Origin of the sequence: Rickettsia helvetica, from assembly GCF_963970025.1 — a bacterium.
GTDB lineage: Bacteria > Pseudomonadota > Alphaproteobacteria > Rickettsiales > Rickettsiaceae > Rickettsia > Rickettsia helvetica.
In genome coordinates this window covers 503,455-515,837 of sequence record NZ_OZ018776.1, presented here as the reverse complement: position 1 = coordinate 515,837, position 12,383 = coordinate 503,455, and the positions used below count along the sequence as shown (strand labels likewise).

The following is a 12,383-nucleotide window of genomic DNA, read 5'->3' as shown; positions in this document are numbered from 1 at the left end:
ATTTTTATTTGCTCATCATTTATACCGCAATTGTTCAAAAATACTTGCTCTATAGTCTTATTATTCCTTAAATAATTTGCTATATATTGTATATCTTCCGTTATAAAGGGGGTAGTTACTAAAATCCAAAGCGGTTACATGGATAAACTCCACAAGCCCGCTATTTGGTTTTATTAATGTTTCATTAAATATAGAACGAGTGTTATTAGAGAGCCAAGCTATAATATCTTTATATTCATACTTAGATATGAAGCTTGTGTTTGGAGTTAATATATCCTTAATATTACGTAATTTCATTAATATATTACATTCTTCAAGAACAGTTAAGTTTGGAGTGTTTTTTTGTTCCAAAATATTATTAAAATACTCTGTCAAAAAATCATTTATATTTTTTAAACCTTGTTCCTGCTTGGGTACCAAACAGTACATTACCAATCGCATTTACCATCTTTCTCATAACATTACACCTATAAATTATTTATCTTTCCACAAATCAAAATATTTTTGATCTATAAGTTGAATAAATAAATATTAATACTATTTAAAAAATTTTCTGAATAAGTAAATTTATAACAAGGATTTAAAGGTGAATTGGTAAAATTCTGAGGATAAGAAACTTCTATTTTTTATGTTGTAAAAAATTATTACTTCTATTTTAAAATTGAATTAATAGGGGATATTTATATATATTTTGATAGGTAAAATTTGAGGTTATTTTTCTTTTGTAATTTTATCATATTTTTTTAGTTTGATAAGAATGGACTCTAGATTATCCAACTTAATCATACATGGGCCGTCACTTGGAGCGTTATTGGGGTCTTGATGTACTTCCATGTACATACCAGCAATACCTACAGAAGTTGCTGCCTTTGCAAGTAGCTCTACATATTTTCTTTCCCCTCCGGTACTACCTCCTAGCCCTCCAGGCTGCTGAACGGAATGCGTCGCATCAAAAACTACAGGTACATTTAACTCCGCTATTATTGCAAGACTACGCATATCAGATATCAAATTATTATAACCAAAACATGCACCACGCTCTGTAAATAATATATCCTTTACTCCAAAAGCTTCTAGTTTTGTTTGTACATTTTTCATATCCCACGGAGCTAGAAACTGTCCTTTTTTTACTTTTACTATTTTACCTGTTTTTGCTGCAGCTTGCAGCAAGTCGGTTTGTCTACATAAAAATGCCGGAATTTGTAAAATATCTGCTACTTCGGCTGTTTCGGTACATTGACTCTCTGAATGGACATCAGTAACAATAGGGCAATCGAATTCAGATTTTACTTTTGATAAAATTTCTAAACCTTTCTCAATACCAAGTCCTCTAATCCCATTTATGGAAGTTCTATTAGCTTTATCAAAAGAAGATTTATAAATAAATGGAATCTTAAGCTTGCTAGTTAATTTAACAAGTTTTTCTGCCATAAACAACGCATGATCTTTTCCTTCAATCTGACAAGGCCCTGCAATTAGGACAAACGGTAAATCATTTCCTATTTTGATATTGTTAAGTTTTACTACTTTTTGCATAATTCTTAGATTTAATTATTGAGTGAGGCATGGATTAGTATTTCTCTGTTATATCAGGTGCTGATTCATTTTCTATTAAGTCATTGTTAATTATTAGCGTATAATATTTTTCTTTTATTGTCGTTAAATCATAATTACCATGATAATAACCTTCTAGGTTAATAATTTTTTTTAAATAAAAATTTACCTGCTCTGTTTCTAACGGTTCATCTATATTTTTTATAATAGATGACTTAATATTAATTAAATACGCTTTTATTTTTTTAAATTCTTTAATAATTATAAAAATATCATGCGGTTTTGTTATCAAGATTCCTACAAATAAAATTAATAATATTTGCATTAAAGACATATTTATATTAATTTCTTATGTTTATATTTTGGATTAAAAATACTTTCCCCGTTAGTATTCAGCATATATTCATGATAATCTTGATAATTTCCTTCAAACCATGTAGCATTATTTTCTTTATCATATGATATAATGTGAGTGGCTATTCTATCTAAAAACCACCTATCATGACTAATCACTAATACACAACCTGCAAAATCTAAAATAGCATCTTCAAGTGCTCTTAACGTATCAATATCTAAATCATTAGACGGCTCATCTAATAATATAACATTTGCTCCTTCTTTTAGTAATTTTGCCAAATGCACTCTATTACGTTCTCCACCTGAAAGTTGTCCAACTTTTTTTTGTTGACCACTGCCTCTAAAATTAAAAGCTGCACAATAAGCTCTACTTTTAATTATTCTATTACCAAGTTGTAATTCATCTAGACCTTCTGAAATTTCTTCCCATATAGTCTTATTATCATCTAAATGATCCCGTGATTGATCAACATAACCTAATTTTACCGTTTGACCAATTTTAATAGAACCACTATCCGGCGTTATTTTACCTGTAATAATATTAAATAAAGTAGACTTACCTGCTCCATTCGGTCCAATAATTCCTACAATAGCTCCACGTGGAACTTTAAAACTAAAATCTGATAATAATATTTTATTATTAAATTTTTTAGCTATATGTTTTGCTTCAATAACAAGATCACCTAAACGAGGTCCGTTAGGTATAATTATTTGAGTAGGATCGGTTTTTTGTTCTTGTTGTTTATTTAATAACTCTTGATATGCTGTAATACGTGCTTTATTTTTTGATTGTCTAGCTTTTGGAGTTTGACGAATCCATTCCAGTTCACGATTCAATTGTTTTTTTCTATCATCGTCTTCTTTACTTTCTAAAGCTAATTTTTTTTGCTTCTGCTCAAGCCAAGAACTATAATTTGATTCCCACGGTATACAATTTCCACGATCTATTTCTAATATCCATTCTGTAACATTATCTAAAAAATAACGATCATGGGTAATTACTATTACAGTACCTTCATAATGCTTTAAATAATCTTCAAGCCAAGAAACTGATTCTGCATCCAAATGATTTGTAGGTTCATCAAGTAACAACATATCAGGTTTCTCTAAAAGCAATTTACATAAAGCCACTCTTCTTTTTTCTCCACCGGAAATTTTTGTAATATCTGCTTCTTTTGGCGGGCAACGTAAAGCAAGCATTGCGATTTCTATTTCACGTTCTAGATTCCATCCATCACAATTGTCTATTTTTTCTTGTAATTCTGCTTGTTTATCAAAAAGCTTTTGCATTTCTTCATCAGTGATTTCAGCAGCAAATTTATTACTTATATAATTAAATTCATCAACAAGTTTTTTCTTTTCATGAAGGCCTTCTATGATATTATTAAAAACATTTTTACTAGCATCAAGATACGGTTCTTGAGGTAAATATCCTACTTTTATACCAATTTTAGCTGTTGCTTTACCTTCAAACTCTTTATCAATACCTGCCATTATTTTTAATAAAGTCGATTTACCTGCTCCATTTGGGCCTATTATACCGATTTTAGCTTTTGGTAAAAATGATAAATTTGTTTCTTTTAAAATTCGTTTACCATTTATAATTTTGCTTAAACCAACCATTTCATAAACATATTGATATGACATAAATTACTTATTTCCTTATATTATTATTTTACACCGATAAATATATTTACTACTGCATTGTATGAATTATATTGCTCTATGATCATATAATTCAAAATCAGATATTGTAATTTCTATTATTGTTTTTCTCATTTAGATATTTAATTTGCACAATCTTAAGAAATAAAATGCTGTATATATACTTTAATTTTAATAGCTTGAGATTTGTATGTACTTTTATACTTACAATTTATTTCGTTCAAGCTTATTGATAATTTTTTCATATGTATTTTAATTTAATTTTAATAATATCAAGTCTAATTCTTCTAAATCTTTATAATGAAATATTAATTTTCCGCCTAATGGATAATTTTCTATTGTTATTTTTATACCAAATTTTTCTGATAAAGCTTTCACTAATAATGCTAGATCATTATCAGTAGCGTTGTCCTTTAAACAACGCTTTCCTACTTTGTTATTATTGTTAGGAGATTTTGTATACTCATTTTTATACCATTGTCTTACTAGTTCTTCTGTTTGACGTACATTTAAATCATTATTTATAATATGATCGGCTATTACTTCTGCATGTTCATGATTTATTAAACATCGAGCTTGACCCATACTTAGTATATTTTCATTTACTTTATCTTGAATAGACTGCGGCAAATTATTAAGCCTTAACAAATTAGCTATATGACTACGACTTTTACCAAGCCTCTCAGCTAATTTTTCTGCCGTATAATTAAAATTTTCTACTAAATATTTAAAGCCACGAGCTTCTTCCATAACTGTTAAATCAGTTCTTTGTATGTTCTCAATTAACGCTATTTCCATACTCTCTCTAGCATCTAAATTTTTTATAATTACTGGTATCTCTAAAACTTTTGCTAATTTACATGCACGCCAGCGTCGCTCTCCTGCTATAATTTGGAAATTATTATCAACAATAATAGGCTGTAATAAACCATTATTCAATATAGAATCTGCTAATTCTTTTATTTTATCATATTCAAAGTTTTTTCTAGGCTGATTCTCATTTGGTCTTATTTTATCAATATTTATTATTTGTATTATTTCTGATTCTATAGAAATAACTTCTTCTCCAAGTAATGAAGATAATCCTCTTCCTAGTCCTTTATTTTTCGCCATATCTTTCTAAGATTTCTTTTGTAAGTTCTATATATGCAACTGCTCCCGAACATTTATAATCATATATAATAGCCGGTTTTCCATATGAAGGAGCTTCAGATAGTTTAATATTTCTTGGAATAACGGTTTTAAATACTAATTCTCCTAAGCATTTTCTAACATCCTCTTCTACTTGCTCAGTTAAACGATTACGCTTATCATACATTGTAAATAATATACCTGCAATCTTTATCTTAGGATTTAATTTTTTCTCTACAATTTCAATTGTTTTTAGCAAGTGACTTAATCCTTCTAACGAATAAAAATCACATTGCATTGGAATCAGCACTTCATCGCTTGCAACTAAAGCGTTTACCGTTAATAAATTTAATGAAGGAGGGCAATCAATAATTATATAATCATATAATATTTTTATTTCTTCCAATAGCTTCATTAAAATATATTCTCGGTCCTTTAATTTTGTTAAATCTAATTCAGCCGCAGATAGATTAGTGTTTGAAGTAATTATTTCTAAATTTGGTATATCTGTAGAAATTATTGTATCTTTCAATTCTATTAAATTTGTTAATACTTGGTATATAGTATTTTTGCGTTGTTGCTGACTAATTCCAAAACCGGTACTACTATTCCCTTGAGGATCAAGATCTATAACTAAAATTTTTTTATTTACAGCAGCAAAAGCTGTAGCTAAATTTACAGTAGTTGTAGTTTTAGCTACCCCTCCTTTTTGATTAACAATAGCAATTACTTTCATATAATTTTTGTTAAATTACTAACTTCTAGAATTTTCCCTTCTTCACAAGTAATACTTTGATGTATTAAATAATCAAATAACCACCTCTCTTTAGCTTCTACTATTTCAGTTAAATAATTTTTTCCTTTTAATAACAAAAATTTTTCTCGTACTGAAATATTTTTTATACAATTAAATATTGTATTTAAGTTAGAGAAAGCTCTACAAGTTAATATACTGCAATCTATTTCTACTTTTTCTATTCTTTGATTAATTATTTGTATGTTATTATTTGATATCTTTGATGCTTTTTCTAAAAATATACATTTACGTAAATCAGCTTCTATTAAACTTACTTTCGCTACCCCTGCTATAGATAATACTATACCAGGAAAACCAGAACCGCTTCCTATATCAACCAAGTGTATTTCTTTATTACTAATATATTGTATTAATTGTAATGAGTCTACTATATGACGTTGCCAAAAATTATGTATACTATTATCCGATACAAGATTTATTGATTTATTCCATTTTTTAACTAACTTTTGAAAAATTTCTAACTTTTCAATTATTTCATGTGGAACTTCCATCACTATATTTAGTTTTTAAATAAATTATAATAGCCGTAATTGCTGCAGGTGTAATCCCTGGAATTCGACGTGCTACGCCAATAGTAGCAGGTTTATGAGAAGAAAGTTTTTCCTGTATCTCTAATGATATACTTGGTATTTTAAAATAGTCAATATTTTTAGGTATTAACTGTGCCTCTTCACTTTGAAATAAATTAATATCTGCGTGTTGTCTAGTTAAATATGAAGCATATTTTGCTTCAATATAGAGTAATTGCAAAATATTATTATTTTGCGTTTCTTTAAGCATAGGAAAAATTTTAATAGCTTGTTCAACATTAAAATTAGGTATTTTAAATAAGTCTAATACTGTTTTATATGTACCATCCTGTGCAACCTTTATACCCATTTTAGCAAGTTTACTAGTAGTTAAAGACAAGGTATTTAATAATGATTTTGTTTTTTCTATATCTTCACATTTTTTTGTGAATATTTTTTTACGCTCTTCTGATACAACTCCAATATTTATACCTAATCTTGTTAAACGCAAATCAGCATTATCAGCTCTTATAGATAATCTATATTCCGAGCGAGAAGTAAACATACGATAAGGTTCTATAGTACTATATGTTGTTAAATCATCTATCATTACCCCAATATAACTATCTGCTCTTGTTAATATAAACGGCACTTGATTTTTTACTGCTAAAGCAGCATTTATACCGGCTATTATGCCTTGCCCTGCAGCCTCCTCATATCCTGTAGTACCGTTAATTTGCCCAGCAAAATATAGTCCCATTATTTTTTTTGTCTCTAATGTAACACTTATTTCACGTGGATCAACATAGTCATATTCTATAGCATAACCAGGACGTAAAATAGTTGCTTTTTCTAAACCAGGGATTGTTTTGATTAATTTATGTTGTATATCTTCAGGTAAAGAAGTGGAAATACCGTTTGGATAAATCGTATAATCATCTAATCCTTCAGGTTCTAAAAATATACGATGTTCTGATTTTATACTAAATCTGACTATTTTATCTTCAATAGAAGGACAATATCGTGGTCCTATCCCTTCTATTTGCCCTGAATACATTGCAGATTTATCAAGATTCTCACGTATAATATCATGAGTTTCCGAGGTTGTTTTGGTTATAAAACAATTTATCTGAGGAACATTAACAATATTGGTTAATTCAGAAAAAGGACGAGGAGTTTTATCGCCGGACTGTAAAGCTGTTTTACTATAATTAATAGTACGCCCGTCAATTCTTGGTGGTGTACCTGTTTTTAAACGGGCAATCTTAAATCCTACTCTTTTTAATGTGTTTGATAATCCATAAGAAGGTTCTTCATCTACTCTACCGGCAGGAATTTTTGTCGAGCCGATATGAATAAGACCTGATAGAAAAGTACCCGTAGTTAATATAATTTTTTGACAAGGAATTTTACTACCGTTATTTAAAATAACCGCTTCAACTTTAGAAGATTTAATTTCGATGTCTTCCACTTTTCCATATAATATATCTAGATTAGGGTAATTTGTTAATATTTGATACATCGCTTTTTTATAAAGCTTTCTATCAGCTTGTGCCCGAGGTCCCCAAACTGCTGGTCCTCTAGTCTCATTCAGCATTTTATAATGTATACCGGCTTGGTCTATAACATAACCCATTAACCCATCAAGTGCATCAATTTCTTTAACTAATGTACCTTTTGCAATTCCACCGATTGCTGGATTGCAAGACATCTCTCCTAAATTTTCCGGTTTTAACGTAATTAAGAGAGTAGAAATTCCAAGACGTGCAGAAGCTGCCGCTGCTTCCACGCCTGCATGTCCACCGCCTATAACTATTACGTCATATTTTAGCATTAATTATTCTATAATTTCAGATTTGTTAAAGAAAAATTCGATTTCTCTTTTTGCACTATTTTCACTATCTGAACCATGAATACTATTAGCCTCAATTGATTCGCCTAAATCTTTTCTAATAGTTCCTGCTTCAGCTTCAGCAGGATTAGTTGCACCCATAACGGTGCGGTTTAAAGTTATAGCATCTTCTCCCTTAAGAACTTGAAGTACTACTGCTCCTGAAGTAATATATTCAACTAAGCTATTAAAAAACGGTCTTGCTCTATGCTCATCATAAAAACATTCAGCTTCATATTTAGTTAAAAATTTCATTTTCTGAGCTACTATCTTTAAGCCTGCATTTTCCAAATAAGTATTAACTTGTCCTATTTTATTCCTCTTGATAGCATCAGGCTTAATCATTGAAAAAGTATATTGTATTGTCATTTTGTAACCTTTATATAATTATTAAATTTATTTTTTAGCTGAACGATTCCATGTTAAAGCGAATAATCCTCCCCCTAAAAGAGCAGAAATACTGAAAAATATAAATACCCCATTCCAACCGTAATTATCGCTAATCCATCCTACGCCGACTCCCGCAATAGCCGCTCCTAAATAACCAAATAACCCTGATAATCCATTAGCCGTACCGACAGCTTGACGGGTACTGAAATCAGCAGCTGCTATACCTACAAGTAGTTGAGGACCGGATACAAAAAAGCCTATTAAAGAAAGAATTACTATACTTAATAATTCACTTTGAATAGGAATTTTCCAAAATAAGACTAATAATAAGCTAAGCAATACCATACATATGGATGCAACAGGACCTCGACGACCTTGAAATAGTTTATCAGATAAAACACCTGCTATTAATGCCCCTGGGATACCTATCATTTCATATAAACCGATTTGTAAGCCTGCATTTGCAAGACTTATATTACGTAAATCTTTTAAAAATGTTGGAGCCCAATAAATTACTCCGGAACGTATTATATAAACAAACATGTTTGCTAAACAAACATACCATATTAGCTTATTACAAAAGACCATTTTAAGTAATTGGGGAGTTAATAGCTTCTCATAATCTCCTATAGCTTCAGGCGGATATTCTTTATATTCCTCTACGGTAGATAAACCTACTTCTTTTGGAGAATTACGCAGCCTATTATATAAAAAAAGCGATACTATACAAGCAACTACACCGGGAACGAAAAAAGCAGCTCTCCAATCAAATTTATCGATTAAATAACCGCAACTTATCATAGCAAGGGCACCACCTATTTGATTAGAAGTTGCACCCATAGCCCATTTAGTTCCAAGTTCTTTTGAAGCGAACCAGTGAGTAAGCATTTTTGTTGCAGGAGGCCAACCCATAGATTGAAACCAATTACTGGCTATCCATAAAATTCCTATAAGCCATAAAGAATCTGAAAAACCTATTAGAATAGTAATGATCCCGACAAATAAAAGACCCAAAACCATAAATATCCGAGCATTAACTTTATCGCTAATAAACCCGTTACAAGCTTTACTAACTCCATACATAATAGATGAAGCAGTTAATATCCAACCAATTTGTGTTTTAGTAACCCCAAAATATTCTCTTATAGCAGGAGTTGCTATATTAAAATTCTGACGACAAAAATAAAAAGTCGCATAACCTATAATAATAGAATACAAAATCCTTATTCGCCAACTATTATATTTTTTTACATATGGCGATCTTGGAGTTTTAATTTTGGGTTTTGTATTTGTCATATTATAAACTCTCCGACTATAAAAAAAGCAAGTTTCTTAGAAGCTTGCTTTTTTTATAATATTAAATTTTAATAAATTCTATTTTTCGGTTTTATTTACCAAAACTTGATACTCTTTATTTAAACCTTTAACAGCATATATCCATAATATTACTATTACAAAGAATATAGAAGCAAAATAAGGAGTTGCCTCTACAAAACCAAATGCAGGAAATAAAATAAAGAATGTAGATTGAATAATAGCACCGCTTGATTTACCGAATCTTCCTCCGATAACTTCAACAGCAGCTTGTCCTTTTACTCGTAAATCCTTATCAAGCGGGATATATGCCATATTTTTAGTGGCATCAAATAAAGAATATTTTACACCTTTACTTAAAACATTTTGAATCATACCGATCATAACAGCAAGTGCTAAAGGACCTGAAGCAAGAATGCCTGTTAAATGCATAGCAATAACACTATCAAAAAAGATAAATGCAAAAAATGCTGCACCGGTAATTAACATCATTAATGGAGTTATCATAGCTGCAGTTAGCCATGATACTTTTCTTAAAATATTACTACCTATAAGCATGAAAGCAATTGCAACCCAACCCTGATAAAATTGGAACTTACCCATATATATAGTATAAGCCTCTTTCGTCGGATATAATTCTTTTACTTTGGATTTCCAAACACCTTCAACTAAATTTACTGAAACACCATAAGCAATAAGTAACAATGCAATATAACCTACATACTTAGAAGTAAAGATCATTTTAAAACTGTCTATTAATGACATTTTGGCTTTAGCTTTCTTTTCTTTTACTAATGCCGGGTCATAAAGTCTAGGATCAGTTAGAACGTTTTTATTCATCCATCTATATGTTAATATTACCAAAAAGCTACTTGTTATCATTATAACAAATAAAGGCACAAATTTTAGATGTTCTGCAACTATTTGAGTTTTTTCATGCAAGAAATATCCAATAATCACGGATGTTACAGGCAATGCTAAATTAGCAAGTAAACCAAACATTGAGTAAAAACGTTTAGCTTCATCGGTTTTAGTAATTTGGTTAGCAAATTGCCAAAATAATAAACTAAGCATCATTGTTCCCCAAAGCTCTGCCATAGTATAAAAAGATGCAAAACTCCATTTCCCAACTATTCTTATAAACCATTTGAAATTAGGGTAAGCTAAACTTAAAGATTCTATGGTTTCAGGATCAGGATGAACTAAATCAGGGTAGGGGTAAAGAACAAATGCAAATAATGCAAAATACCCTAAGAAAAATGAAGTAATAACATAAAACACGTTTTCTTGCTTTAAAATATCGCAGAGCTTAACATAAATTACCATAGCGATTACGGCAGAAGGTAGTACTATATATGTTTTTAAGAAACTTATTGCTTCTGCCCCTATATCCGTTACTACAAACCCGTCTTTAATTGAACGAAGCGTTGAGTAGTTTAATAAAATACAGAACATCATAAACGCCATAGGAAGAAACTTCTTATTTTCATATCTTTCTATAGGCCAAATTACCTTTCTTAGTTCCGAGAGATAATTATCACTTTTCATAGTACTCATAAATTAAATTTTTCTATTTATTTTGAAGATAAATATTATACTAGAATATGTTAGAAAAGTCAAACCCATTGATTTTTCCTCAAAGGAAATTAAATAAAATATATTGACTCTGAGATGCATAAAAGAAATATGATCAAGAAGAAAATTGTGCAGGGCTTGCTGCACCACAAATAGGCATATCAAAATGTATAATAATATTTGCAGTACATGAAAATGAAGAGTTAAAAAAATGGCGTCCTGATCTTACACGGATACAATGCCTAAAACTATATGGATTAACCCCTCATATAAACCGATAGGTATTGATAAACATCAAGATTACGAAGGGTGTTTTCCTGTTGAAAATGCTACAGGACCAGTAGCAAGATATAAGAAAATTCACTATCACGCATATGATATAAATGGAAATCAAATTCAAGGTATCACAGAAGGATTTTTAACAAGAGTTATTCAGCATGAAATTGATCATCTAAACGGAAAAGTATTTTTAGATTATGTAGCTCCCGAAAAAATCATGAGTAAAGAAGAATATTTAGAAAAACGTAAAAAAGCAATGAAGCAAGGTTAGCGTTCACAGATTTTTCACTATCACCTAGTTCGCTTGACCACGGGGTCCAGAAAAAATAACTTCAGCACTGTTACCCACACTACATGTTTAACAAAATAAACATATAAAAATAAATATCTGCATTGTTGCGTGGATCGAAAAATGCGTTTTATGTCATTCCTGCGTGGCATTGTTGCGTGGACCGGTAAAATCCACTGTGTCACCCCGTGGCTTGACCACGGGGTCCATAAAAACAATTTAAAATACTAATATTATTAGTATTTTAAGCTGGATTCCGTGATCAAGTCGCGGGGGATGACAACGGAAAATCGATCCACGCAACAATGCCTTCCCGCAAAAGCGGGAATCCAGAAAAAAGCGAATTTATTTGAGTTTTTAATATGAAAAATTAAATATATTTGTATCTTTTAGTTACTGGATTCCTGCGAAAGCAGGAATGACATTGTTCCATGCTAAGGCAGCGTAAATTTACTTTATATTATTTGGTATAATAACCTATTGCATCGGATACAGGACGTACCGTATGTTCGCCTAAAGCTTCATCTTCATCGGCCTGTAACATTATTTATAATTTTTCCGTCCATAAATAACGTAGAAGAGCTACCGCCATCTAAATTGATTGCCGATTCA

General features: G+C 30.4%; 12 protein-coding genes and 1 pseudogene. 1 reads left to right on the top strand and 12 read right to left on the bottom strand.

Annotation, left to right across the window (positions count from 1 at the left end):
• Positions 1–60: 60 nt before the first annotated feature.
• From AB1146_RS03240 to tlc1, 11 genes are all read right to left on the bottom strand, one after another.
• Complete coding sequence (locus AB1146_RS03240) at positions 61–375, bottom strand: hypothetical protein (RefSeq protein WP_232203643.1); 315 nt, start codon at positions 373–375, stop codon at positions 61–63.
• Positions 376–711: 336 nt separating this feature from the next.
• Positions 712–1,536 (bottom strand): 3-deoxy-8-phosphooctulonate synthase, encoded by an 825-nt coding sequence (gene kdsA / locus AB1146_RS03235; protein ID WP_010420504.1) that lies wholly within the window; start codon positions 1,534–1,536, stop codon positions 712–714.
• 34 nt (positions 1,537–1,570) lie between these two features.
• The gene (locus AB1146_RS03230) at positions 1,571–1,888 is read right to left on the bottom strand and encodes a DUF2672 domain-containing protein (protein WP_010420505.1); all 318 of its coding nucleotides are present in this window, start codon (positions 1,886–1,888) and stop codon (positions 1,571–1,573) included.
• A gap of 2 nt (positions 1,889–1,890) precedes the next feature.
• Positions 1,891–3,558: an energy-dependent translational throttle protein EttA gene (gene ettA / locus AB1146_RS03225; protein ID WP_010420506.1), complete on the bottom strand. Its 1,668-nt coding sequence runs from the start codon at positions 3,556–3,558 to the stop codon at positions 1,891–1,893.
• 270 nt (positions 3,559–3,828) lie between these two features.
• Entirely contained in the window at positions 3,829–4,689 is an 861-nt protein-coding gene (locus AB1146_RS03220) for a ParB/RepB/Spo0J family partition protein (protein ID WP_010420507.1), read from the bottom strand.
• Positions 4,676–5,443: a ParA family protein gene (locus AB1146_RS03215; protein ID WP_010420510.1), complete on the bottom strand. Its 768-nt coding sequence runs from the start codon at positions 5,441–5,443 to the stop codon at positions 4,676–4,678. The genes AB1146_RS03220 and AB1146_RS03215 overlap by 14 nt, the downstream gene beginning before the upstream one ends.
• Positions 5,440–6,015: a 16S rRNA (guanine(527)-N(7))-methyltransferase RsmG gene (gene rsmG / locus AB1146_RS03210; protein ID WP_156790198.1), complete on the bottom strand. Its 576-nt coding sequence runs from the start codon at positions 6,013–6,015 to the stop codon at positions 5,440–5,442. Before rsmG ends, AB1146_RS03215 begins: the two co-directional genes overlap by 4 nt.
• Positions 5,999–7,867, bottom strand: a complete 1,869-nt coding sequence (gene mnmG / locus AB1146_RS03205) for a tRNA uridine-5-carboxymethylaminomethyl(34) synthesis enzyme MnmG (protein ID WP_355404282.1) — start codon at positions 7,865–7,867, stop codon at positions 5,999–6,001. The genes rsmG and mnmG overlap by 17 nt, the downstream gene beginning before the upstream one ends.
• Before the next feature lie 3 nt (positions 7,868–7,870).
• Complete coding sequence (gene ndk, locus AB1146_RS03200) at positions 7,871–8,293, bottom strand: nucleoside-diphosphate kinase (RefSeq protein ID WP_010420526.1); 423 nt, start codon at positions 8,291–8,293, stop codon at positions 7,871–7,873.
• Between the two features lie 27 nt (positions 8,294–8,320).
• On the bottom strand, positions 8,321–9,610 hold the full coding sequence (locus tag AB1146_RS03195) for an MFS transporter (RefSeq protein WP_010420534.1): 1,290 nt from the start codon (positions 9,608–9,610) through the stop codon (positions 8,321–8,323).
• A gap of 78 nt (positions 9,611–9,688) precedes the next feature.
• Complete coding sequence (gene tlc1, locus AB1146_RS03190) at positions 9,689–11,185, bottom strand: ATP/ADP exchange transporter Tlc1 (RefSeq protein WP_010420545.1); 1,497 nt, start codon at positions 11,183–11,185, stop codon at positions 9,689–9,691.
• A gap of 122 nt (positions 11,186–11,307) precedes the next feature.
• On the opposite strand from tlc1, the pseudogene AB1146_RS03185 reads away from it, so the two are divergent.
• Positions 11,308–11,753: pseudogene (locus AB1146_RS03185) on the top strand (peptide deformylase); the annotation flags it as partial.
• A 545-nt stretch (positions 11,754–12,298) separates the two neighbouring features.
• On the opposite strand, the gene AB1146_RS08505 reads toward AB1146_RS03185, so the two are convergent.
• On the bottom strand, positions 12,299–12,373 hold the full coding sequence (locus AB1146_RS08505; RefSeq protein ID WP_410525671.1) for a hypothetical protein: 75 nt from the start codon (positions 12,371–12,373) through the stop codon (positions 12,299–12,301).
• Positions 12,374–12,383: the final 10 nt, after the last annotated feature.

Bases quoted from the DNA above. Each gene is read 5' to 3' on its own strand.
- ndk (WP_010420526.1), bottom strand. From the start codon at position 8,293: ATGACAATACAATATACTTTTTCAATGATTAAGCCTGATGCTATCAAG.
- rsmG (WP_156790198.1), bottom strand. From the start codon at position 6,015: ATGGAAGTTCCACATGAAATAATTGAAAAGTTAGAAATTTTTCAAAAG.
- tlc1 (WP_010420545.1), bottom strand. From the start codon at position 11,185: ATGAGTACTATGAAAAGTGATAATTATCTCTCGGAACTAAGAAAGGTA.
- ettA (WP_010420506.1), bottom strand. From the start codon at position 3,558: ATGTCATATCAATATGTTTATGAAATGGTTGGTTTAAGCAAAATTATA.
- AB1146_RS03195 (WP_010420534.1), bottom strand. From the start codon at position 9,610: ATGACAAATACAAAACCCAAAATTAAAACTCCAAGATCGCCATATGTA.
- AB1146_RS03215 (WP_010420510.1), bottom strand. From the start codon at position 5,443: ATGAAAGTAATTGCTATTGTTAATCAAAAAGGAGGGGTAGCTAAAACT.
- kdsA (WP_010420504.1), bottom strand. From the start codon at position 1,536: ATGCAAAAAGTAGTAAAACTTAACAATATCAAAATAGGAAATGATTTA.
- mnmG (WP_355404282.1), bottom strand. From the start codon at position 7,867: ATGCTAAAATATGACGTAATAGTTATAGGCGGTGGACATGCAGGCGTG.
- AB1146_RS03220 (WP_010420507.1), bottom strand. From the start codon at position 4,689: ATGGCGAAAAATAAAGGACTAGGAAGAGGATTATCTTCATTACTTGGA.
- AB1146_RS03230 (WP_010420505.1), bottom strand. From the start codon at position 1,888: ATGTCTTTAATGCAAATATTATTAATTTTATTTGTAGGAATCTTGATA.